Below are 22,025 nucleotides of genomic sequence, written 5' to 3'. Positions count from 1 at the left end.
CTAATCGATAAATGCTAGAGAATCTCACCGACCGCCTATCCCGCGTTGTTAAAACAATGCGAGGCCAAGCACGCCTCACTGAAGCCAATACCGCTGAAATGCTGCGGGAGATCCGCTTAGCCTTATTGGAGGCTGACGTAGCGCTACCAGTAGTGAAGTCTTTACTAGAGCAGATCAAGTTTAAAGCCCTTGGTGAAGAAGTGGTTGGCAGCCTTAGCCCAGGACAAGCTCTGGTTGGCGTAGTCCAGCGTGAACTGGCCCAAGTGATGATGGGTGACACCGATCAAAGCGGCGAACTCAATCTAGCCACTCAGCCGCCAGCAGTGATTTTGATGGCAGGCTTACAGGGTGCCGGTAAAACAACCTCCGTTGGCAAGCTAGCCAAATGGCTCCAGGAAAAGAAAAAGAAAAAAGTGTTGACGGTTTCTTGTGACGTCTACCGCCCTGCTGCTATTGAACAGCTTGAAACTGTTACCAAACAAGTTGGTGCAGAATTTTTTCCAAGCAACATTAATCAAAAACCAAATGACATTGCTACTGCCGCCCTAGATTGGGCTCGCCGTCATTATTTTGACGTAGTTTTAGTCGACACCGCAGGTCGCTTAGGCATTGACGAAGCACTCATGCAAGAAATTAAAACTTTGCATGCGAGCTTAAACCCCATCGAAACACTATTTGTAGTTGATGCCATGCTTGGTCAAGATGCCGTCAATACTGCCAAAGCCTTCCATGAAGCACTTCCGTTAACGGGCGTCATCCTCACAAAGCTTGACGGTGACTCTCGCGGCGGCGCTGCCCTTTCTGTGCGCCAAGTGACTGGCGTGCCCCTCAAATTCATTGGTGTGGCTGAAAAAATGGATGGGCTTGAGGCCTTTGATGCGCAGCGCATGGCCAATCGTATTTTGGGTATGGGCGATATTCTGGCCCTGGTAGAACAAGCCCAAGAACATGTTGATGTTGCCAAAGCAGAAAAATTAGCCAGCAAGATTTCTAAAGGCGGGTTTGATCTTGGAGACTTCCGTGATCAACTCATGCAAATGCAAAAGATGGGTGGCATGGCTAGTTTGATGGATAAGTTACCCAGTCAGGTTGCTCAAGCAGCCTCTAAAACAAACCTCAGCAATGCAGACAAACAAACTACACGCATGCGCGGCATTATCGACAGCATGACCCCACGTGAACGAAGCAAACCTGAGCTACTCAAAGCCAGCCGCAAACGGCGTATTGCCGCAGGTGCTGGAGTTGAAGTACAAGAAGTAAACCGCCTACTGGCTCAGTTTGAGCAAATGCAAACCATGATGAAACAGTTCAAAGGTGGCAAGATGGCACGCACCATGGCTGCAAAAGGAGTCGCCAAAGGTATTGGCGGACTCTTTAAAAAATAAACTAAATAAGCACTACGAAGAGCTTAATGAATTGAGTTCTTCGCCGCTTGAATAGCGGCAATCACTTTTGCCTTGATATCGGTTAGCGGAATATTTTGTGAGTCAGCATCGGTGCGACCTTTAAACTCTACTTCAGCATTGGCTAATCCACGGTCACCAATCACCACGCGGAACGGTGCACCAATCAGCTCCCAGTCAGCAAACATCGCGCCAGGGCGCTCGCCACGATCATCCAAAATCACATCGATGCCAGCAGCGAGTAATTCATCATGCAATTGATCGCAGGCTACTTTTACCTGCTCTGATTTTTCATACCCCATCGGGCAAATCACTACCTCAAATGGCGCCATGGAGATTGGCCAAATAATGCCGCGCTCATCATGACCTTGCTCAATAGCAGCACCCAATAAGCGAGTAACGCCAATTCCATAACAACCCATCACCATGGGCTGTGCTTTACCTTGCTGGTCTAAGAAAGTACACCCCATTGCCTCGGAGTAGCGCGTACCCAATTGGAATACGTGACCCACTTCAATACCGCGACAAATATCCACTACACCTTTACCATCTGGAGAAGGATCACCAACTACTGCATTACGAATATCTAAGACCAATGGCTCCGGCAAATCACGGCTCCAGTTAACGCCTGTTAAATGGTTGCCAGCATCATTGGCACCGCACACAAAGTCAGACATATTCGCAACCGTGCGATCTGCCACCACAGTAACATCAGCACTCACGCCAACTGGCCCTAAATAACCAGCAGGAGCATTGCAAGCTTGTTTGATTTCTACTTCAGTGGCAAAGCGAGATTCAGCCATACCAGGTACCTTACTTGCCTTGACTTCATTAAGCTCATGGTCACCGCGCACTAACAACATGAAAAGTTTGGCGGGGCCTTTTTCTTGATCAACTGCAAACAACAAAGACTTCACAGTCTTCTCAAGCGGAATATTGAGGAACTTCGCAACATCTGCGCAATTTGTCTTTTCTGGAGTTGCCACCTTCACCATTGAAGCAGTAGCAGCAGGACGTGAAGCAGTCAAAGCTAATGATTCTGCAGCCTCAAGGTTGGCGGCGTATTCAGATGTTGGGCAATAAACGATTGCATCTTCACCAGTATCTGCAATCACATGAAACTCTTGACTGCCTGATCCACCAATGGCGCCATTATCTGCGGTCACGGCACGAAACTGAAGGCCCATACGTTTGAAGATACGTGTGTAAGCATCAAACATGATTTGGTAGGACTTCTTCAAACCTTCAGCATCACGATCAAATGAATAGGCATCTTTCATGCTGAACTCACGACCACGCATAATTCCAAAACGTGGGCGGCGCTCATCACGGAACTTCGTTTGAATTTGGTAGAAATTGATGGGTAACTGTTTGTAACTCTTAATTTCATTGCGAGCTAAATCAGTAATCACTTCTTCAGAGGTTGGCTGAATTAAAAAATCTCTATCGTGACGATCTTTGATGCGCAATAACTCAGGACCCATCTTTTCCCAACGACCCGTCTCTTGCCATAATTCAGCAGGCTGAATCATTGGCATCAATAATTCGATTGCACCAGCACGATTCATTTCTTCGCGAATAATGTTTTCAACTTTGCGGATCACTCTCAAACCGAGTGGCAAATAGTTATATATGCCTGCGCTGAGCTTGCGAATTAAACCTGCCCGCACCATGAGTTTGTGCGAAACCACCTCAGCGTCGGAGGGGGCTTCTTTTAGCGTGGCGAGAAATGATTGTGATGCTTTCATGAATGGATATAATCAAATCATTGATTTTAAAGGATTTGAGGCACGATCATGCTTGACCGTGAAGGGTATCGCCCCAATGTCGGCATTGTCCTCCTCAACGGCCGTAACGAGGTTTTCTGGGGAAAACGCGTTGGGCAGCATTCGTGGCAGTTCCCGCAGGGCGGGATTCAACATGGTGAATCCCCTGAGCAGGCCATGTACCGCGAATTGCATGAGGAGGTTGGCTTGATGCCAGAACATGTCCAAATTATTGGACGAACCAGGGATTGGCTCCGTTACGACGTCCCTGAGGAATACTTGCGCCGTCAATATACCACCCGCGTCCATCGGGCTGCCTATCGTGGCCAAAAGCAAATCTGGTTTCTCTTGCGTTTAGTGGGTCTAGACAGTGATATTCAACTGCGCGCTTCAGAACACCCAGAATTTGATGCCTGGCGCTGGGTACCCTTCTGGATTCAACTCGATGCCGTGATTGATTTCAAGCGCGAGGTCTACCAAATGGCTTTATCCGAGCTAGCTCGCTACCTTTCGCGCGGAATGCGTATGCAGCAGCTTGCTTGGGGCGCTCCATTAGATTTAATTCAATCCTTCTATACAGACACACAAGAGCACAACCCCAAGGACGAACCAAAATGACCCAATCCTTTCAGCGTATTTGGTCTTATCTTGCTTGCGTATTGTTCAGCATAGGTCTCATTGCTTGTACAGGAGACCCTCTCATTAGTGGTCTAGATCCATTTGCGCCGATGGTATTTAAAGAGGGTACGACTGCCATGCCCTTAAACCCACCCAACAAATCTACGCTGCAATCTTTTTATGTCTCACCGCAAGCTATCTTTAAGTTCTCGGTGGATACCGACTCTATTCTGATCGGCGCCGATGGCATTACGCGCTACATTGTGGTGATGACCAGCCCTAGCGGTGATCAACAAGTGCAATATGAAGGTATTCGCTGTGATTCATTTCAGTGGCGCATTTATGGCAACCTTGAAGAGGGTAAATGGCGGGCAAGCCCTTTATCAGCATGGCGTGCCATCAATAGCAATACGCCTAATCGCTATCAAGCAGCTTTAGCGCAGGGGGCATTTTGCAATTTCAATTCGCAAGAAAAGAATATCAAGACCATTTTGAGTGCCCTAGGGCCCAACGGATTTACAGGCAACACTAAGCCTACGAACTCCAATGGCCTGTTTGCCAACTAAGTCGACTTTAATGAGTTGATGGTGGGACTAAACGGGTACCGATTTGCTCGCCAGCCAAGAGTCGAGTTAAAACATTTGACTCTCGCCCAGAAGCAATTACGGTAGAGGCTCCCGTCTGTACAGCAACCTTAGCTGCCAAGACTTTAGTCAACATACCGCCTTTACTAAGTTCACTAGCAGCTCCGCCAGCCATTTTTTCTAGGGCAGGATCGCCAGCAATAGCTTGCTGCAAGAGAGTTGCATCAGCATGCTGACGTGGGTCAGCAGTAAATAAGCCACCTTGATCAGTCAGAATGATGAGTAAGTCAGCATGAATCAGATTGGTAACCAAGGCAGCCAAACTGTCGTTATCGCCAAATTTAATTTCATCGGTCACCACCGTGTCATTTTCATTAATGATTGGAATGACGCTCAACTTTAATAAAGTTTCTAAGGTTGCCTTCGCATTCGCATTACGCTCTGGGTTTGCCAAATCCGCATTGGTCAACAAAATCTGTGCGCTGCGTAAATTAAAGCGGGCAAAGCAGCTCTCGTAAACCTGCACTAAGCCCATTTGACCAACTGCAGCAGCAGCTTGAAGTTGATGAATTTCTTGTGGACGTTTAGTCCACCCTAAACGCTGCATTCCTTCTGCAATTGCCCCAGAGCTCACCATCAAGACCTCATGGCCTGAGCGTAATAGAGCTGCCATTTGCTCTGCCCACATCCCAATCGCAGCATGATCTAGACCCTCACCATTGTTGGTAACTAGGCTTGAACCTACTTTGACAACGATACGTTTAGTTTGTTTGGTGTTCATAACAACTGATAATTTGAATGAATACTTTAATCGGGTTTTCTATCTTCTAGCTGATCTTTGTAGCGAGGATCTTGAGCGCGCTCGTCTTGTTCATCACGATCACGGCGCACAGAATCCAAGTAATCCTGCAAGGCATAACAAAGCTTATCGCAACCAAGTCCAGTTAAAGCGGAGATCTCAAACGTTGGGCCTTTCCACTTAAACTTTTTCACAAAGTCCGCTACTGCTTTCTTACGATCCTCTTCCGGGATCATATCGACCTTATTCAGAACTAGCCAGCGTGGCTTCTGAACTAGCGCCTCGTCATACTTACGCAATTCGTTCACAATCGCATTTGCATCTGCCACGGGATCTACATTTTCATCAAATGGTGCAACGTCAACCAGATGCAAAAGAACACCCGTACGCTGCAAGTGACGCAAGAAGCGATGGCCCAAGCCAGCCCCTTCAGCAGCGCCTTCAATCAAACCGGGAATATCTGCAATTACAAAGCTTCTCTCACTACCCACGCGAACCACACCTAAATTCGGGTGCAAGGTTGTAAATGGATAGTCAGCAATCTTTGGGCGCGCGTTAGAAACTGCGGTGATCAAAGTTGACTTACCAGCATTAGGCATACCCAACAAACCAACGTCAGCCAATACCTTTAATTCCAATTTCAATTTGCGGCGCTCACCTGGCTTACCATTTGTCTTTTGACGTGGCGCTCTGTTGGTGCTGCTCTTAAAGTGAATATTGCCCCATCCGCCAACGCCACCTTGTGCAAGACAGAGGCGCTCGCCATGGGTAGTTAAATCGGCAATCGGTTCGCCAGTTTCATAATCAGCAATGATCGTGCCAACAGGCATACGCAGTTCAATATCATCGCCTGCACGACCATAGCAATCAGCACCACGACCAGGCTCACCATTTTTTGCAGTGTGTGTTTTAGCGTAGCGGTAATCGATCAGAGTATTAATATTGCGATCGGCTATGGCCCATACACTTCCACCCTTACCGCCATCACCGCCGTCAGGCCCACCAAATTCAATGAACTTTTCACGGCGCATAGAAGCGCTCCCGGCACCACCCTGGCCGGCTATGACTTCAATACGCGCTTCGTCTATAAATTTCATGAATAAAAAAGGCCTCGCTTAGCGAGGCCTGTTCCTAAGAGTTAAATTCGGAATAAATCTGAATCAAACGGATCTCAGTCAGGCGCCTTATGAACGAGGCAAGACTGAAACTAGGGCCTTCTTCAAAGCACCCTTAACGCCGAATTGCACTTGACCGTCAATTAAGGCGAACAAAGTGTGATCTTTACCGATGCCAACGTTTACACCTGGATGAACCTTGGTGCCGCGTTGACGAATAATGATGCTGCCAGCATTAATTTGCTCGCCGCCGAATACCTTAACGCCCAAGCGTTTCGATTCTGAGTCGCGACCATTTCGTGTTGAGCCGCCGCCTTTTTTCTGTGCCATATCTTTCTCCTACCCTGAATTAGGCTTTAATCGTGTTGATCAAAATTTCAGTGAAATTTTGACGATGGCCTTGGTGCTTTTGATAATGCTTGCGACGGCGCATCTTAAAGATTGTCACTTTATCGTGACGTCCCTGGGAGACGACAGTGGCCATCACAGCTGCACCATTAACCAATGGATCACCTAATTTCAGTGAAGCGCCTTCGCCAACGGCGAGGACTTGGTCAAGAGTGATTTCGCTGCCGATTTCCGCTGGTATCTGTTCTATTTTCAATTTTTCGCCTGCAGCAACTTTATACTGTTTGCCACCGGTTTTTATGACCGCGTACATGGTTTGAAACCTCAATTAATATCTACATTTAAGCTAATCCACCCTGGATCAGCTAAGCCGATTATTATATCTTGCATGCCAAGTACTGTCAAAATCAATGACTTAAGCCAAATCCTGGCCCCAATTGCCTTAGATTTCAAGGCTTTAGATGGGGTAATTCGCCAGCGATTAGCCTCAAAAGTCGCCTTAATTGACCAAATTTCCACATATATCATCCAGGCCGGTGGTAAGCGGGTACGTCCAGCCCTATTGATGCTGGTAGCCAAAGCCCTTAGCAATGGCAAAGAAACTCCACACACCCTAGAAATGGCAGCAGTAGTTGAATTTATCCATACTGCCACCCTCTTGCATGACGATGTTGTCGATGAATCATCCCTTAGAAGGGGTCGAGAAACCGCAAATGCGGCTTTTGGCAACGCCGCGAGTGTTCTAGTGGGTGATTTTCTTTACTCCAGAGCTTTCCAGATGATGGTTAGCCCAAATGACTTACGCGTGATGCAGATTCTGTCAGATGCTACCAATACGATTGCCGAGGGTGAAGTATTGCAATTGTTAAATATGAATGATCCAGAGGTAGACGAAGCGAGCTACTTACAAGTCATTCGCTATAAAACTGCCAAACTATTTGAAGCCTCTACCGAGTTGGGCGCAATGTTGGCCAATGCAACAGATGTGCAGTGTGCACAAGCTGCGGCATTTGGTCGTCATATTGGTACCGCATTCCAACTCATGGATGATCTATTGGACTACACGGCGAACGCCGCACAGATGGGCAAGAATGCTGGTGATGATTTACGCGAAGGTAAACCGACATTGCCACTCATTTATTTACTAGAAAACGGTAGCAGTGAAGAGCGTCTTTTGGTACGGGCAGCAATTCAACAAAATCAAGACTTGCCTGATGATGTATTTTTCCAAATTTTGAATGCCGTCCAAACTTCTGGCGCCTTAGATTACACCCAAGCTGCGGCCAAACGTGAAGCAGAATTGGCGTTGGCATGTATTCAAGATTTCCCAGCTAACGAGGCAACATCAGCATTGCGGGCCTTGTGTGAATACTCGCTCGCACGCCAAACCTAAAAAGTAATTAGCCTCCAACGCTTTTCATTCTTAGCTCGCGTGCAGTAATGCGTGCCTGCTCCGCCTCTTCGCTTAAACGTGCAACCTCTGCTGGGGATAATTTTTCTAGATTCGAATAATCTAACTTCCAACTTGGATCGGTAGACCAGATCAAGGGTGACTGCACTGTCGTGCGAGCCGCAGTAGCACTTTCTAAAAGGCTTAGCGCTAATTCAAAATTCAGGGTTCGAGAAATAGGGTCATGAGGCTTTGCTGCCGCATTTCCTAGTGGAAAATCACTAAATAAAAATCTCGGCACTCCGCAATATTCAACAATATCTTTTGCAGCTCCCATTACTACAGTAGCAATACCGTTTGCCTCTAAATACCGTGCTAGCAAACTTTGACTCTGATGACATATTGGGCAATTCGGAATTAAAACTGCAATATCCACTTTGTCTGCACGCAGCATTTCCAAAATGAGAGGTGCATCTATTTCTAGAGTGTGGCGTTGGCTACGATTAGTCGGTAGCCCATAAAAATTCGGTGCTAGTGCTCCCACCCTTCCAGACTGAACCGCTTGTTTAGCTGTTGCTAACGGAAACCAGCAATCACTATCCTCCATATTGGCATTTTTACGATCAATCCCAACGTGAGCAATTCGTAAATCGATATCACCAGTCATAGAGTTTTGATAGGGCTGATAAAACTTGGCAGCAGCGTTGTAAGGGGCACCTGGGCCCTGAAGACCCCTATCGGGGTCATAAGGCACAGCAGTAGTAATGAGGCCCAAGACCGATTGATTGAGTGGTTTTTGGAGTGGCGTAAAGGGCACCTCAATGTAATGAGCCCAGATGTATGGGTTGTCATAACCTAAACCCAAGTAATAACTTCTGGTGCGCTCCATATAGCGGACAGGCTGATCCAATTCTGGTGCAAAAGTAAGTTCTAGCGCCTTAGACATCCGTCGATCCCTGTAAGATATTGCTTATCAAATATTCACTTTATAGGAACTCATTATGGCTCAATGGCTTAGATTTCAGCATCAGGGGAAAAGTGGTTTAGGTCAGGTGCAGGGCGACCAAATTCTGGTTTATGCGGGCGACTTGTTCAAGGATCCAAAACCAACGGGTGAAATACTCAAATTAGCAGATGTCACGATTGATATCCCCTGCACCCCATCCAAAATGGTTGCAATGGTGGACAACTTCCATGCGCTGGTTACTAAACTGGAGCATGCTATACCTGCCGAACCTTTGTACTTCCTCAAGGGAAATAACTCTTTCTTAGCCGCTAATCAAGTTATTCGTACGCCTAAGTCCTACTCAGGCAAAGTGGTTTATGAGGGTGAGCTTGGGATTGTGATTGGTCAACACATCCATGAGGCTGATGAAGCTGAGTCTGCAAAAGCGATTTTTGGCTACACCTGCATCAATGATGTGACAGCTATTGAAATTCTAAACCGTGATCCAGGCTATGCCCAGTGGACACGCTCGAAGAGCTTTAATACTTTTGGTGTCTTTGGTCCTTACATCACTACTGGCGTAGATCCGAGCAAACTAACTATCAAGACTATTCTGAATGATCAAGAGCGTCAGAACTACCCGATTGCAGATATGATTTTCCCGCCCGCGAAATTAGTCAGCCTAGTTTCACAAGATGTCCCCTTGCAAGCTGGCGACATCATTGCTTGTGGAACCTCAGTAGGCGTTGGCTCAATGAAACCAGGGAGCAATGTCAGCATCATCATTGATGGCGTTGGTCGCCTCGATAATCGCTTCGAATAAAAAATAGCTGCCCAAAGAACAAAATCCCTTGCTACTGAACATAGCAAGGGATTTTTGATAACAGCAGTTTATATTTATGTCCTCTTAGTAACCCGACACAGATGGCAAGGCCAAACTGCCCTTGGAGGCTTGCACGTTTTCATCTAGGTACTTTGTCAAAGCAAATACAGCGTTCAAACAAGGCGTTGGTGTTTGGGTGATCTGACCTAACTCAATAGCAGAACCCAAAAGTGCATCGATCTCCAAGCTACGGCCAGCCTCTAAGTCCTGCAACATCGAGGTCTTGTGTTTGCCGACTTTTTCTGCGCCAGCAATACGACGCTCAATATCAACTCGGAAAGTCACACCCAACTTTTCTGCAACACTTTGAGCTTCTGCCATCATGTTGCGCGCTAATTCTTTAGTTAATGGATATTGGCAAATACCTTCCAAGGTTCCATGCGTTAAAGCGCTAATTGGATTAAAAGTCATATTGCCCCACAGCTTAAGCCAAATCTCTGAACGAATATCTTCCAAAATAGGAGACTTAAATCCAGCGGCGGCCATCACCTCAGAGATCTTCTGAATACGCTCAGTAGGCTTACCGTCCAACTCGCCCAACGGGAAACGATTGCCCTCTACGTGTCGGATCACACCAGGAGCTTGAGTAAAGGTTGCAGGGTAAACAACGCAACCAATAATGTTGTTTGGGTTGATGGCTTTTTTTGCTACGCCACCAGCATCTACTGTTTCAACCGAGTGATCTTGATACTCACCAGCAAGCTTTTGGAAATACCACCAAGGGATGCCATTTTGCATCGGAATCAAAACAGTCTCTGGGCCCATGATGGCTGCGAGGTCATGAATGATCGGATCAACTTGATGCGCCTTCACAGCTAGCATGATGACATCTGGTGTTTCAACATCTGCGATTTTTTCAACCGCTTTGACATGGGCCACTAAAGGCTCTGGCTGGTCATCCATGATTAATGCCAAACCGCGCTCTTTAACTGCAGCTAAGGTTGTGCCTCGTGCTACAACCGTTACCTCATTACCCGCTCGCGCCAACATCACTGCTAGGTAGCCGCCAATAGCGCCACCCCCGCCAATCACACAGATTTTCATAGGGATCCCATCAGAATAAAATTTTGTATTACTTAAATACTAGATGAGAATATTTTCCGATACAACAAATTTGATTGCCTAATTTTTAGGCAAAGTGGATCTAAACTGTTTTTAAGTGGTCCTTAGGTACATGGCTACCCAAGACCATCCCCATAATGCTGGCCAGTAAGCCTGACAGCTGTGGCGGCAAAATTGCATTTGGCGCCAAAATTTCACAGCTAATCCAAACAGTCAAACCAAAGACTACCGACAACAAACCGCCTAAAGAATTTGCTCTAGACCAATACACCCCAAATGCTAGGGGCACAAAGGCTGCAACCAGTGTCACCTTATAGGCACTCTCAACCATCTTGAAAATCGATAGCTCAGAGTTAATCGCAAAGAAGGTAACCATAATAGAAAAACACAATACGGTGATACGCATAATTTTTAGCAACTCTTGATCAGTCAGATGTTTGAAAAAGCCTCGCACAATATTTTCTGCAAATGTTACAGAAGGAGCAAGTAATGTTGCACTAGCGCAACTCTTAATTGCTGAAAGTAAAGCCCCAAAGAACATGACCTGCGCGATCAGCGGCGCGTGATTTAGTATCAATTTTGGCAAAATCATCTGTGAATCAGTATATAAATACTCCTTCACTAACTCTGGATTGATCAGTGTTGCCGAATAAGCTAAATACATCGGGACAAAAGCAAAAATAAAGTAAAGGATGCCGCCTAAGATTGCGGCCTGTACAGCAATATTGACGTTCTTAGAGGAAGTAATACGTTGGAAAACATCCTGCTGTGGAATTGAGCCAAGCATCATGGTGCATAAGGCTGCTGTAAAGCCTAAGATAGAAGCCAGATTCATATCCGGCCAGAAGTTACTAAATTGACCAGCAGCTGCCGCATGCTCTATGACTACACCAATTCCGCCGGTTTGCATGGTCATCTCGCCACCGATATACAGCATACCAATCACAATAATGATCATTTGAATAAAATCGGTAATCGCAATAGACCACATGCCACCAAATAAGGTGTAAATCAACACACTTCCAGCCCCAATAATCATCCCAGCAGTTTGAGTGATGCTACCGTCAGACACCACATTAAATACAAGTCCCAAAGCTTTAATTTGCGCAGCAACCCAACCCAAATAAGAGACCACAATACAAAGTGTCACCAATACCTCAACAGTACGTCCGTATTTTTCACGAAAGAAGTCGCCAATCGTGAGCATCCGACGGTTGTAAAGATGGCGAGCAAAAAAGAGGCCGACTAAGATCAAACACATCGAAGATCCAAAAGGATCAGAAACAACTCCTCCTAAACCTTCTTTTAGAAAAGTAGCCGGGACGCCTAAAACTGCTTCCGCACCAAACCAAGTCGCAAAAACGGTTGCAGTAACAATCGGCAAAGGAAGACTGTGACCGGCGGCGGCAAAGTCAGCGGTATTTTTAACCCGTAAGGCCGCCCATAATCCAATACCGATGGATATAAGCCAATAAATGATGACGAACCAGAAAAGCACGTCCTATTTCTCCTTCAATAATTTGGTGAAATTATATGGCCATGTCAACTTTGCTAGTAAGGGAATTTGTGGCTATTTAGGGCATCCTACTCTGACATAATTCAAGGGTGAATTTATCTCAAATCAGCCTTAGCGAGAGCCCAAGCACAGATCTGGCTTACCAAAGAGCCATTTTGAGCTCAGTCTCCCGCACCTTTGCTCTCACTATCCCGCTTTTGCCCACCAAGATTGAAAAAGTAGTGGGTAATACTTATTTGCTGTGCCGTATTGTGGACACCATTGAAGATGCGGAAGATTTAAGCCCAGAGATCAAGCAAAAACTTTCTCAATTATTTTTAGATGCAGTTCTCGAAAAGCTGCCTATTGAGTCCTTTGTAGAGCCTTGTCTTAAGGCGCTAGAGCATTATGGCAATCTTGATGAGTTAGACCTGATTGCCCATACCCCAACCGTTTTACGCATTTTGCATACTTGCTCAAAAGATGATCAAGCAGCCGTGAGTCGCTGCATCTCCATCATGTCAGACGGCATGTCTTATTTTCATGGCAAACAGACTCAGGCAGGCCTTAAAGACTTACGCGAATTTGAGAAATATTGTTATGTTGTTGCGGGTGTAGTGGGGGAGCTTCTAACCACTATTTTTAGCAATCACTCGGCTGCATTTGCAAAGAGTATGAAGGGTCATGATGAACTTGCTATTGCTTTTGGCCAAGCCCTGCAAATGACCAATATCCTGAAAGACTCTCCCCAAGATCATGCGCGCGGCGTATCTTGGAAGCCAGCCGGCATCAGTCAGAAAGCGCTTTTAAAGATTTCCTATCAGAAGCTCCAAAACTCCTTAAGTTACATACTCCTCATTCCAAAAACAGAACTTGGAATGAGGCGCTTTTGTTTCTTGGCTTTTGGCTTAGCAGTAATGACACTCTCAAAGATTGCCCAGCGAAATGAATTTAGCAATCAAGGTGAGGTAAAGCTTTCTAGAAAAACAGTGATGGCTTTTTATACCTTTACAAAATTTGCTGTGAAGAGCGATGTACTCATGCAGACTTTTTTTAATCTATTTTCTAAATCGCTCAAAACAGAAATCTGAACTCATAGCGCGCCCTCATGCTTTAAAAGCCATAATTTGATTTGGCGATATAGCCCAGGCGCGTCTTCCTTCATAAAACCACCAATCCCTTGGGCAGAAACCACTCGATGGCAAGGTGTGATTAAGGGATAGGGATTGGCGCCGCAGGCCGTCCCCACTGCACGTGGACCACTTTTAATTTGATTTGCAATCTCACCATAGGTTTTCGTTTTACCAACCGGTATCACCTGAATGCTGCTCCAAACTCTTTTCTGATGATCGGTTCCTGATGGCTTTAGGGGCAAGTCAAATTGATGATGCGGATTCCGAAAGTAGGCCTTAAGCTGCTTTTCTGCCTCTCTTGCCAATTGATTTTTAGGGCTCACTAAGACAGTTGTGGCAGGTAGATAGTCAATTCTGGATAACATCAAGCTACCATCAACTAGCTCCGTCAAAATTCCCAAGCCCCCAAAAGGGGCTGCAATAACGCAATATTGAGCGCTCTCTGAGGTAGCTTGTTTTTTGATTGGCGCCATAGGAAGTGATTCTCACATAATTAAACACTGAAGACGACACTACTTTCTTTCATATCTATAGCCTGTGAAATGCCACTTTGCTATATTGATTCATCCTTACTTTTTGCAGGCAGACATCATGGACACCTTTTTTGACGATTGGCCTTTTTATAGCCAAGTTGCTCTAGTCCTCTTTTTACTGGCTCTTTCTGGCTTTTTTTCAATGGCCGAAACTAGCATGCTTTCTTCTAATCGGCATCGCCTTCGCGCCATGGCTAGCAGTGGCAATAAAGGGGCTGCCTTGGCAGAGCGACTCTTAAAGCGGATTGATTCGCTTTTATCAGTTCTCTTAATTTCCAACAATCTGATTAATACTATCCTGCCAATCCTGGTAACGGGAATTGCTCTACATATCTTTGGAGATAGCGGACTCGTACTTTCCTTGGCAACTTTAGTGGTTGCTTTGCTCATTATTATTTTTAGTGAAATCACGCCGAAGGTCATAGGAGCAGCCTTTCCAGAAAAGATTGCTTCTCGCGTCGGCTGGTTCATCTTGCCGCTGACCTTTTTCTTAAAACCCTTACTATGGTTTATTAATAGCTTTGTATCAGGGCTAATGAAGGTCTCCGGTCTGCAATCTTCCTCAGATAGCAGAACCATGAGTAAAGAAGAATTGCGTAGCTTGGTTCTGGAATCGAATCGCTTCGTATCAAACCATCATCGCAATATTTTGCTGAACTTGTTTAACTTAGAAAACATCACGGTTGACGATGTGATGACCCCTAGATCAAAAATTGAACTTTTGGATCTCTCGCGGCCGATTGATGAGGTAGTTCAACAATTAGAAACTTGCTATCACAATAAGCTACCAGTCTGCGACGGAGACTCTGAGCAAATTGTTGGCATCCTATCCGTTAAAAAGGCTCTGTCACTATTGGGTGATACAGACCTGAAACATCAAGACTTTAAAGCTTTATTAAATGAGCCTTATTTCATCCCAAGTGGGACGCCAGTTTTACAACAAATGCAATTCTTTCAAGACAATCAACAACGCTTAAGTCTGGTCGTCAATGAATATGGTGAAGTCCTGGGTTTAGTCACCTTTGAAGATATCGTGGAAGAGCTCATTGGCGAATTCACAACCTCTTTTTCTAATCTTTCAACTGATCCCCAATGGCTAGCAAATGGTACCTACCTAGCCAGTGGTACTGCATCTCTAAGAGATCTCAATCGCTTACTCAATCTCAATCTGCCTTTAGATGGCCCTCGCACTTTAAATGGTCTGATTCTAGAAAAGCTCGAGGCAATACCGGATCACGATGTCAGCTTACGAATTGCAGGCATTGTGATGGAGATTGTGCAGTTTGATGAGCAAGGCGTAAAGACTGTCAAACTCTATCGACCCACCCTCGCTCAAGAGCAAGATTGAGCAACACCCAAGATGACTCACTCATTATTCGTACCTGGCATGAAATCGCAGTTAATGCGCTGGAATCTAGGGCGAGTGATATTCATATTGAAGCTGGATCACAGTCTACTTTAGTCCGTATTCGAGTGGATGGCTTGCTACAAGTGCAAGCGCAATTTGAGATTGCACTTCATGAGCGATTAATCACTCGCATCAAGGTATTGGCACGACTTGATATTGCTGAAAAACGCCTCCCTCAAGATGGCCGACTCTTAATTGGTCCTGATTTTTCCAAACCCAATGTTGACTGCCGAGTTTCAGTCATTCCGACACTGCATGGAGAAAAAGCAGTAATCCGGATTTTGCCCAATTGCATTAATGATCTTGCTATCGAACAAGTTGGCTTACTTCCAGAACAGTTAGTAATATTTCGGAACGCTCTCAATCAAGCCAATGGTCTGATATTGGTGACTGGTCCTACCGGTAGCGGCAAAACTAGAACGCTCTATAGCTGTTTGCGCACACTGAATCAAAGTCATCGCAATCTTTGTTCTATAGAAGACCCCATTGAAATTCGCCTACCTGGAGTAAATCAAGTAGCCTATCACCCTCGTTCAGGCTTAGATTTTCCGACAATCATCCGCGCCCTATTACGGCAAGATCCAGACATCATCATGATTGGTGAAATTCGCGATAGAGCAACTGCACAGCTTGCTATACAAGCAGCGCAAACTGGCCATCTTGTCTTAAGCACGCTACATACCCGCAACGCTAGAGGTGCACTCACTAGATTAAAAAGTTTAGGTATTGACCAAGAGTCTCTCAAATCTTGCTTGCGTAGCGTCAGTTCGCAACGCTTGGTTCGCAAAATATGCCCACAATGTTTAGGTCGAGCTATTGAAGAGGCTGGCTTATGCCCTGTCTGTAAAGGTATTGGTAGCTATGGGCGTATTGGGGTACATGAAGTCTTAAGTGCAAGCCATTTGTTTGATCCCTCCTTAAAGCATCCAAGCATGTATGAGGCTGGACTTCATTACGTCAAGACCGGCTTGATTCAAGAAAGTGATTTACAGACTGAGGTTGGTACATGGCATTAAGTAAATCTGATCAACTGACCTTTGCACAGCAACTTCTATCACTGTTAACCGTTGGTCTCCCACTCTTAAATTCTATGGAGCTCATTCTTAGCTCGAGCCCAAAGCAATGGCAACGCTGTTTAAATAATTTATGTAGGCAGTTAAGGCAGGGGCAAAGCTTTTCTCAAGCTTTACTATTACAGAGAAACCAATTTTCAGCAGAATTTATTAATCTCATTCGGGTCAGTGAGCGCACCGGAAATATTGAACTGGCACTACAAACCATTTGTCAGCAGCTTGAGGCGCAAATTGAATTGCGCCGCAAAGTACAGCAGGCTTTAAGTTACCCCACCATCACTCTTGCCAGCTCTTTTCTGCTAATTCTGGTCATGATGATTTGGGTTGTCCCCGTATTTAAAGATGTTTTTGCCCAATTTCAGGCTGAATTACCAGCGCCTACCAAAGCGCTCATTCAAATATCTACCATCATTGAATATTATTTCTTAGAAATAAGCGCTCTTCTAATCTGTAGCGCTGGATTATTTCTGATCGCTTGGCTCAAAATACCCCGCCTTCAGAAAAAATGTGATCAACTGAGTTTTGGCATTCCGATGCTAGGTAAATTATTTCGTTTAGCAACGCTAACCTATTGGTGCAGAACCTTGGGGCATTTATTAGAGTCAGGTTTAGCTCTTCCCGATGCACTTCGTGTGACTGCGCAATCTTCTAACCATTGGCTTAGCCATGACTTCAGCGCTGAGATATTCAAACACCTTACTAGGGGCTGGCCACTGGGTGAATCTCTCATCCGCGCCGATCCAAAACATATTTTGTTTGATCTTGAAACTTTACAGTTGCTTCGTATTGCTTCGGAAAGTGGAACACTTCCCCAGATGCTAGGTAAACGAGCAAATATACTAGGCGCCCAACTGAGCAATCGTCTCAATACCTTGAGTCAAAGCTTAGAGCCCTTGCTCATCATGTTTGTTGGGATTGTTATTGGTAGTCTTGTCATAATCTTATATCTCCCAATCTTTAATTTAGGACAGATTGTGTAATGGGCTCTCTAGCACTCATTGATCTTATTCGGCTTTTATTAATTTTTGTATTGACTTATTTAGCCTACACTGATTTACGGACTTTTCGATTGCCCGATTTCATTACTTTGCCCCTCATCTTTTTAGGCCTTTGCTTTAATAGTTTCTCAAACCTACAATTTGTAGACCCTCAAGAATCCATCCTTGGCGCCCTCATTGGCTACATCTCCTTATGGTTATTGAATCGCATCTATCGATATATAAGACGGCAAGATGGTGTTGGCATGGGTGATGCCAAGCTATTAGCTGGACTGGGCTCCTGGCTCGGCTGGCATGCTCTGCCCAGCATCCTATTCATAGCATCAGTCCTGGGAATCATTGGCGGCATGCTTTGGCTTAGATTAAACAAACAAAAACATGGCTCACCATTTCCTTTTGGGCCATTTCTGATCTTTGCTGGCATCATTGAGTTGTTATGGCCACAGCTCCTCCAACACCTACTGCTGAGCAATCCGACTTAAGTCCACTGAAGGGGCATACCCCCCTCATTGGCTTAACCGGCGGAATTGGCTCTGGAAAAACTGCCGTTAGCGACTTACTGGCAGAGCTTGGCGCTGGCATCGTAGATACAGACCTCATTGCACACCAAATAACAGCGCCTCATGGAGCCGCAATCGCACTGATTGAAAAGCAATTTGGTCCAGACTTCATTGCAGCTGATGGTGCGCTAAACAGAGACAAGATGCGCTCCTTAGTCTTTAACAAGCCAGAAGCCAGAAAATCACTAGAAGCGATTACCCACCCACTAACACGCCAAGAAACTGTCAGACAAGCTCTGGCTTTAAGCAAAGAAGGTGTTCCATACCTCGTATTTGTTGTGCCCTTACTGATTGAATCTGGCTCCTGGATTGAACTCATTGATCTTCTAGTGCTTGTAGACTGCCCCGAAGAGACCCAAGTTCAAAGAGTGATGCAGCGCAGCAATTTACCCCGAGAAGAGGTTGAGCGAATTCTGGCGGCTCAAGCGAGTAGAGAAGAGCGTCTTAAGCATGCCGATATCGTGATTGAAAACCAAGGAAGCCTAAAGGACTTAGAAGTAGAAGTGCAAGACTTACACCAAAAAATCTTACAGTTTCAGAAAGATCAGCCCAGTTCGTCATAGAATATGAGCTTGTGATTGTCTACGAATACCCATTTAACGAATTAGTTCGAAGCATGCTTCGGCTGGAGTACTTGTTCGCCCGCTTCAATCACTTCCTTCGCTCAGATGACCCAGAGCTTCACCATAACGCCATCGCTATTTTGTTTGATCTTGGTGATATTGGTTCTAGGGGAGATATCAAGTCCTTATTACTCAAAGAGTTCGAGCGCCAAAAATATACTCTCAATGGCCTTAAATCATCACAGAAGGTAGATCAAGAAACTCTATCCCAAACTCTTTCTGAACTTGATGCAGTTGCAAGTAGAGTTAACAGCTCTACCGGTAGACCTAATTCAATGATTACTGAGAGTGAATGGTTAAATGCAATTCGCACTCGACTCAATATTCCTGGCGGAACAAGTCCAATTGATTTACCTAGCTATCATGTCTGGAAAAATAGTCCTTCGACTGAGCGCCGAAAACTTTTAGAAGGTTACATCAGCCCACTTTTACCTTGGCAGGAAGCATGTCAATTATTTTTGCGGCTATTGCGTGAGTCAGGTGAAGCAAAAGATGTGCTGGCCCACAATGGCTCATTTCAGCAAGCGCCTTCTGGCAAGGTATATCAGTTAATGCGCATTACATTAGAAGATGACACTCTTTTTTCAGAAATCAGTGCCAATAAATATTTACTCTCAGTGCGATTCCTAAAAGCCGATCGAGATAAAAAGGCACAGCTGATTAATGCAGATGTGCCATTTAAACTGACACTCTGTCAGTTCTAAGTCAAAGACCTTCTAAGGCACTCCAGCATTGGCCAGGCGGCAGGTAGCAAGGGGCTAACACTCGGGGCATCAGCACCAATCGACTCCCAAGATAAGGCTTGCCCTTCACGCCCTATAGGCGCGCCCTTCCAATCGCGGATGATGCTGACATATAGACGAACATAGGCATGTGGATAGTCATGCTCTAAGACAGTAAGTTCTTCGCTAGACTGAACATCGATCCCAAGCTCTTCTTGAAGTTCACGCTGTAGAGCCTGAAAAACAGTTTCACCTTTTTCAACTTTTCCACCTGGCACTTCCCAGTAACCAGCATATGGCTTACCTTCAGGCCTCTGACCTAAAAGATAACGATTTTCTGAATCTAACAATATCCCTGCAGCAACGACAGTAACAGGACGATTCGCTTCATTCATAGAAATAAATTATCTTAGGCATGTGAGCCTGCCCAGTGTTTTGCAAATTGCCAAGCAACCCGACCAGAACGTGAGCCTCGCTCCAATGCCCAAACTAAGGCCTCTGAACGTGCAGATTCAATTTGCGCCGCACTTAAACCAAAATGATTTAACCAATGTGCAACGATGGCTAAATACTCATCTTGTTTCGGCGGGTAAAAAGAGAGCCACAAGCCAAAACGCTCAGATAAAGAAATTTTTTCCTCCACAACTTCACCCGGATGAATTTCACCATCATCGCTGTAAGCATAGCCTTCGTTATCCTTCATGTATTCAGGTAACAAATGGCGGCGATTTGAAGTGGCATAAATCAAAATATTATCGACTTGAGCAGAAACAGAGCCGTCTAGGGCTGATTTCATTGCTTTATATCCTGATTCGCCCTCATCAAATGACAAATCATCACAAAAAACAATAAAGCGCTCAGATCGCTCAGCCAAGATATCAGCAATGTCTGCCAAGTCTGCTAAATGCTCTTTCTCAACCTCAACCAAACGCAATCCCTGACTAGCAAACTCATGCAGGCTCGCCTTAATCAAAGATGACTTACCAGTTCCCCTGGCGCCAGTAAGCAAAATATTATTAGCTGGTTTTTTCTGAATGAAATTCTTAGTGTTGTCCCGAATGGCATCCCGCTGTCGGTCAATATTCTTTAAGTCTTCAAAAGTAATGTCTGAGATATGCTTAACAGGCTGCAAGAAACCAATGCTACCAAAAATACTATCGCGGCGGCGCCATCTAAACGCAGTAGAAGAATCCCACTCCTTCTCAGTTAAAGGCTTTGGTAGAAAAGTTTCTAGATGATTTAAGAGTTGCTCTAATTTTTCATTCATATTTTTCTAAACTTCTAAGAGCGGTAGTCAGCGTTAATTGAAACGTATTCATGGGATAAGTCACACGTCCACATCGTTTGGGTGGCATTACCACGCCCTAAATCAATCTTGACAGTAATCTCTTGAGCCTGCATCACTCTCTGGCCATCGGCCTCTTGATAGCTTGGGTTACGGCCGCCATCTTTAGCAACCCAAACATCACCAAGCCACATCTGGACGTGACTCACATCTAAATCGGAAATACCTGCATAACCAATCGCCGCTAAAATACGACCCAAATTTGGATCGCTTGCAAAGAAAGCGGTTTTTACTAAAGGTGAGTGAGCGACAGCCTTTGCAACTAAACGGCACTCCTCTGCAGTCTTGCCTCCAAGAACTTCAATGGTGATGAATTTCGTAGCGCCTTCGCCATCACGCACAATCATTTGCGCTAACTTTCTAGCGAGTGCAATCAAGGCATCACGTACCACTGCATAACTTGGATCTGTAACCGATTGAATCTGTACCGCAGACTGACCGGTTGCAATAATAATGAATGAATCATTCGTTGAGGTATCGCCATCGATCGTAATAGCATTAAAAGAAAGATCGGCAATTTCACGAGTGAGCTTACTTAATAAGCCTGGGGCAAAACCTGCATCGCTTGCAATAAAGCCCAACATGGTCGCCATATTTGGATGAATCATCCCAGCGCCTTTACAAATACCGGTAATCACTACTGGCCCCGCTGGTGTTGACACTGTCATTGAAGTTGCCTTGGGCTGGGTATCAGTAGTCATGATCGCCTGAGCAGCATCAAGCCAGTTATCTTCACCCAAATTCGAAACCGCTTTTGGTAAAGCGCTGATGATTTTTTCAATTGGTAAAGGTTCCAGAATTACCCCTGTTGAAAATGGCAGAATTTGCTCTGGATTAATCTTGAGCTCCCGGGCTAGGGCGGCACATGTTTCTAGAGCATGCTTCATGCCTGACTCACCTGTGCCAGCGTTAGCATTACCGGTATTGACCACTAAGGCACGAATTTCTCCATTACTACCCTCTTGCACTAAATGCTCACGGCAAATCTGTACGGGAGCAGCGCAAAAGCGATTGAGGGTAAAAACGCCGGCAACCTGAGTTCCAGGGGCTAAGGTCATTACCAATAAATCTTTGCGATTTGCCTTCTTGATGCCAGCTTCAGCGATGCCCATCTCAAAGCCCTTAACGGGCTTGAGATCAGCTTTTTGGGGGAGGGGTAGATTAACTGTCATAGTCTGACAATTGTAGATGAGGGTTTAACAGGGCGCTAAGGAGCTCCTA

23 protein-coding genes and 1 pseudogene are annotated in these 22,025 nt (G+C 45.4%); 12 read left to right on the top strand and 12 right to left on the bottom strand.

Annotated features, from left to right (window positions below):
- The first annotated feature begins 11 nt into the window (after window positions 1-11).
- Window positions 12-1,385 (top strand): signal recognition particle protein, encoded by a 1,374-nt coding sequence (ffh, locus tag CBI31_RS07575; protein WP_088525754.1) that lies wholly within the window; start codon window positions 12-14, stop codon window positions 1,383-1,385.
- Window positions 1,386-1,408: 23 nt separating this feature from the next.
- On the opposite strand, the gene CBI31_RS07570 is transcribed toward ffh, so the two are convergent.
- A complete protein-coding gene (locus tag CBI31_RS07570) occupies window positions 1,409-3,151 on the bottom strand; it encodes a proline--tRNA ligase (RefSeq protein WP_088525753.1) in 1,743 nt (580 codons plus the stop codon).
- A gap of 48 nt (window positions 3,152-3,199) precedes the next feature.
- Between CBI31_RS07570 and CBI31_RS07565 the strand changes: the two genes are divergently transcribed.
- Entirely contained in the window at window positions 3,200-3,787 is a 588-nt protein-coding gene (locus CBI31_RS07565; protein ID WP_088525752.1) for an RNA pyrophosphohydrolase, read from the top strand.
- Window positions 3,784-4,353, top strand: a complete 570-nt coding sequence (locus tag CBI31_RS10515) for a CNP1-like family protein (protein WP_088525751.1) — start codon at window positions 3,784-3,786, stop codon at window positions 4,351-4,353. The genes CBI31_RS07565 and CBI31_RS10515 overlap by 4 nt, the downstream gene beginning before the upstream one ends.
- A gap of 25 nt (window positions 4,354-4,378) precedes the next feature.
- On the opposite strand, the pseudogene proB reads toward CBI31_RS10515, so the two are convergent.
- From proB to rplU, 4 genes and pseudogenes are all read right to left on the bottom strand, one after another.
- Window positions 4,379-5,152, bottom strand: a pseudogene (gene proB, locus CBI31_RS07555) (glutamate 5-kinase); the annotation flags it as partial.
- Window positions 5,153-5,178: 26 nt separating this feature from the next.
- Window positions 5,179-6,267, bottom strand: coding sequence for a GTPase ObgE (gene obgE, locus CBI31_RS07550; RefSeq protein WP_088525749.1), 1,089 nt, complete (start codon window positions 6,265-6,267; stop codon window positions 5,179-5,181).
- An 87-nt stretch (window positions 6,268-6,354) separates the two neighbouring features.
- Window positions 6,355-6,615: a 50S ribosomal protein L27 gene (gene rpmA, locus CBI31_RS07545; RefSeq protein ID WP_088525748.1), complete on the bottom strand. Its 261-nt coding sequence runs from the start codon at window positions 6,613-6,615 to the stop codon at window positions 6,355-6,357.
- 19 nt (window positions 6,616-6,634) lie between these two features.
- Entirely contained in the window at window positions 6,635-6,946 is a 312-nt protein-coding gene (rplU, locus tag CBI31_RS07540; protein WP_011902040.1) for a 50S ribosomal protein L21, read from the bottom strand.
- Between the two features lie 75 nt (window positions 6,947-7,021).
- Here rplU and CBI31_RS07535 point away from each other — a divergent pair, with 75 nt between their 5' ends.
- Window positions 7,022-8,026, top strand: coding sequence for a polyprenyl synthetase family protein (locus CBI31_RS07535; RefSeq protein WP_088525747.1), 1,005 nt, complete (start codon window positions 7,022-7,024; stop codon window positions 8,024-8,026).
- 7 nt (window positions 8,027-8,033) lie between these two features.
- Here CBI31_RS07535 and CBI31_RS07530 read toward each other — a convergent pair whose 3' ends face one another.
- A complete protein-coding gene (locus CBI31_RS07530; protein WP_088525746.1) occupies window positions 8,034-8,969 on the bottom strand; it encodes a glycine reductase in 936 nt (311 codons plus the stop codon).
- A gap of 55 nt (window positions 8,970-9,024) precedes the next feature.
- On the opposite strand from CBI31_RS07530, the gene CBI31_RS07525 reads away from it, so the two are divergent.
- Entirely contained in the window at window positions 9,025-9,792 is a 768-nt protein-coding gene (locus CBI31_RS07525) for a fumarylacetoacetate hydrolase family protein (RefSeq protein ID WP_088525745.1), read from the top strand.
- Window positions 9,793-9,876: 84 nt separating this feature from the next.
- Here CBI31_RS07525 and CBI31_RS07520 read toward each other — a convergent pair whose 3' ends face one another.
- On the bottom strand, window positions 9,877-10,896 hold the full coding sequence (locus CBI31_RS07520) for a 2-dehydropantoate 2-reductase (protein WP_088525744.1): 1,020 nt from the start codon (window positions 10,894-10,896) through the stop codon (window positions 9,877-9,879).
- A 100-nt stretch (window positions 10,897-10,996) separates the two neighbouring features.
- Window positions 10,997-12,412 carry a high affinity choline transporter 1 gene (locus CBI31_RS07515; RefSeq protein WP_088525743.1) on the bottom strand — a complete coding sequence of 472 codons (1,416 nt, stop codon included), beginning with the start codon at window positions 12,410-12,412 and terminating at the stop codon, window positions 10,997-10,999.
- A 173-nt stretch (window positions 12,413-12,585) separates the two neighbouring features.
- On the opposite strand from CBI31_RS07515, the gene CBI31_RS07510 reads away from it, so the two are divergent.
- Complete coding sequence (locus tag CBI31_RS07510) at window positions 12,586-13,500, top strand: squalene/phytoene synthase family protein (protein ID WP_240553796.1); 915 nt, start codon at window positions 12,586-12,588, stop codon at window positions 13,498-13,500.
- Window positions 13,501-13,502: 2 nt separating this feature from the next.
- Here the strand turns inward: CBI31_RS07510 and CBI31_RS07505 are convergent, their stop codons facing one another.
- Window positions 13,503-14,015 (bottom strand): methylated-DNA--[protein]-cysteine S-methyltransferase, encoded by a 513-nt coding sequence (locus CBI31_RS07505; RefSeq protein WP_088525742.1) that lies wholly within the window; start codon window positions 14,013-14,015, stop codon window positions 13,503-13,505.
- Window positions 14,016-14,133: 118 nt separating this feature from the next.
- On the opposite strand from CBI31_RS07505, the gene CBI31_RS07500 reads away from it, so the two are divergent.
- From CBI31_RS07500 to zapD, 6 genes are read left to right on the top strand one after another with little or no spacing between them, the layout of a single operon-like run.
- Window positions 14,134-15,423 carry an HlyC/CorC family transporter gene (locus tag CBI31_RS07500; RefSeq protein ID WP_088525741.1) on the top strand — a complete coding sequence of 430 codons (1,290 nt, stop codon included), beginning with the start codon at window positions 14,134-14,136 and terminating at the stop codon, window positions 15,421-15,423.
- A complete protein-coding gene (locus CBI31_RS07495; RefSeq protein WP_088525740.1) occupies window positions 15,420-16,499 on the top strand; it encodes a GspE/PulE family protein in 1,080 nt (359 codons plus the stop codon). Before CBI31_RS07500 ends, CBI31_RS07495 begins: the two co-directional genes overlap by 4 nt.
- Window positions 16,490-17,536 (top strand): type II secretion system F family protein, encoded by a 1,047-nt coding sequence (locus tag CBI31_RS07490; RefSeq protein ID WP_088525739.1) that lies wholly within the window; start codon window positions 16,490-16,492, stop codon window positions 17,534-17,536. The genes CBI31_RS07495 and CBI31_RS07490 overlap by 10 nt, the downstream gene beginning before the upstream one ends.
- Window positions 17,536-18,036, top strand: coding sequence for a prepilin peptidase (locus CBI31_RS07485; protein ID WP_088525738.1), 501 nt, complete (start codon window positions 17,536-17,538; stop codon window positions 18,034-18,036). Before CBI31_RS07490 ends, CBI31_RS07485 begins: the two co-directional genes overlap by 1 nt.
- A complete protein-coding gene (gene coaE, locus CBI31_RS07480; protein WP_088525737.1) occupies window positions 17,991-18,677 on the top strand; it encodes a dephospho-CoA kinase in 687 nt (228 codons plus the stop codon). The genes CBI31_RS07485 and coaE overlap by 46 nt, the downstream gene beginning before the upstream one ends.
- A gap of 11 nt (window positions 18,678-18,688) precedes the next feature.
- On the top strand, window positions 18,689-19,441 hold the full coding sequence (zapD, locus tag CBI31_RS07475) for a cell division protein ZapD (RefSeq protein WP_088525736.1): 753 nt from the start codon (window positions 18,689-18,691) through the stop codon (window positions 19,439-19,441).
- Here zapD and mutT read toward each other — a convergent pair.
- Genes mutT through argJ form a run of 3 tightly spaced genes read right to left on the bottom strand, consistent with a single transcriptional unit; the run spans window position 19,438 to window position 21,976 of the window.
- Window positions 19,438-19,854 (bottom strand): 8-oxo-dGTP diphosphatase MutT, encoded by a 417-nt coding sequence (mutT, locus tag CBI31_RS07470; protein ID WP_088525735.1) that lies wholly within the window; start codon window positions 19,852-19,854, stop codon window positions 19,438-19,440. The two genes, zapD and mutT, sit on opposite strands and share 4 nt — an antisense overlap.
- 14 nt (window positions 19,855-19,868) lie before the next feature.
- Entirely contained in the window at window positions 19,869-20,726 is an 858-nt protein-coding gene (locus CBI31_RS07465; RefSeq protein ID WP_088525734.1) for an ATP-binding protein, read from the bottom strand.
- Window positions 20,727-20,740: 14 nt separating this feature from the next.
- Window positions 20,741-21,976, bottom strand: coding sequence for a bifunctional glutamate N-acetyltransferase/amino-acid acetyltransferase ArgJ (argJ, locus tag CBI31_RS07460; RefSeq protein ID WP_088525733.1), 1,236 nt, complete (start codon window positions 21,974-21,976; stop codon window positions 20,741-20,743).
- Window positions 21,977-22,025: the final 49 nt, after the last annotated feature.

It is taken from the genome of Polynucleobacter campilacus (genome assembly GCF_002206625.1).
GTDB classification, from domain to species: Bacteria; Pseudomonadota; Gammaproteobacteria; order Burkholderiales; family Burkholderiaceae; genus Polynucleobacter; species Polynucleobacter campilacus.
The sequence above is the reverse complement of the archived record's forward strand: the minus strand, read 5'-3'. Positions and strand labels throughout refer to the sequence as shown.

Excerpts from the sequence above, each read along its gene's own strand:
- ffh (WP_088525754.1), top strand. The coding sequence starts at position 12 with ATGCTAGAGAATCTCACCGACCGCCTATCCCGCGTTGTTAAAACAATG.
- CBI31_RS07570 (WP_088525753.1), bottom strand. The coding sequence starts at position 3,151 with ATGAAAGCATCACAATCATTTCTCGCCACGCTAAAAGAAGCCCCCTCC.
- CBI31_RS07565 (WP_088525752.1), top strand. The coding sequence starts at position 3,200 with ATGCTTGACCGTGAAGGGTATCGCCCCAATGTCGGCATTGTCCTCCTC.
- CBI31_RS10515 (WP_088525751.1), top strand. The coding sequence starts at position 3,784 with ATGACCCAATCCTTTCAGCGTATTTGGTCTTATCTTGCTTGCGTATTG.
- obgE (WP_088525749.1), bottom strand. The coding sequence starts at position 6,267 with ATGAAATTTATAGACGAAGCGCGTATTGAAGTCATAGCCGGCCAGGGT.
- rpmA (WP_088525748.1), bottom strand. The coding sequence starts at position 6,615 with ATGGCACAGAAAAAAGGCGGCGGCTCAACACGAAATGGTCGCGACTCA.
- rplU (WP_011902040.1), bottom strand. The coding sequence starts at position 6,946 with ATGTACGCGGTCATAAAAACCGGTGGCAAACAGTATAAAGTTGCTGCA.
- CBI31_RS07535 (WP_088525747.1), top strand. The coding sequence starts at position 7,022 with ATGCCAAGTACTGTCAAAATCAATGACTTAAGCCAAATCCTGGCCCCA.
- CBI31_RS07530 (WP_088525746.1), bottom strand. The coding sequence starts at position 8,969 with ATGTCTAAGGCGCTAGAACTTACTTTTGCACCAGAATTGGATCAGCCT.
- CBI31_RS07525 (WP_088525745.1), top strand. The coding sequence starts at position 9,025 with ATGGCTCAATGGCTTAGATTTCAGCATCAGGGGAAAAGTGGTTTAGGT.
- CBI31_RS07520 (WP_088525744.1), bottom strand. The coding sequence starts at position 10,896 with ATGAAAATCTGTGTGATTGGCGGGGGTGGCGCTATTGGCGGCTACCTA.
- CBI31_RS07505 (WP_088525742.1), bottom strand. The coding sequence starts at position 14,015 with ATGGCGCCAATCAAAAAACAAGCTACCTCAGAGAGCGCTCAATATTGC.
- CBI31_RS07500 (WP_088525741.1), top strand. The coding sequence starts at position 14,134 with ATGGACACCTTTTTTGACGATTGGCCTTTTTATAGCCAAGTTGCTCTA.
- CBI31_RS07490 (WP_088525739.1), top strand. The coding sequence starts at position 16,490 with ATGGCATTAAGTAAATCTGATCAACTGACCTTTGCACAGCAACTTCTA.
- CBI31_RS07485 (WP_088525738.1), top strand. The coding sequence starts at position 17,536 with ATGGGCTCTCTAGCACTCATTGATCTTATTCGGCTTTTATTAATTTTT.
- coaE (WP_088525737.1), top strand. The coding sequence starts at position 17,991 with ATGGCCACAGCTCCTCCAACACCTACTGCTGAGCAATCCGACTTAAGT.
- mutT (WP_088525735.1), bottom strand. The coding sequence starts at position 19,854 with ATGAATGAAGCGAATCGTCCTGTTACTGTCGTTGCTGCAGGGATATTG.
- CBI31_RS07465 (WP_088525734.1), bottom strand. The coding sequence starts at position 20,726 with ATGAATGAAAAATTAGAGCAACTCTTAAATCATCTAGAAACTTTTCTA.
- argJ (WP_088525733.1), bottom strand. The coding sequence starts at position 21,976 with ATGACAGTTAATCTACCCCTCCCCCAAAAAGCTGATCTCAAGCCCGTT.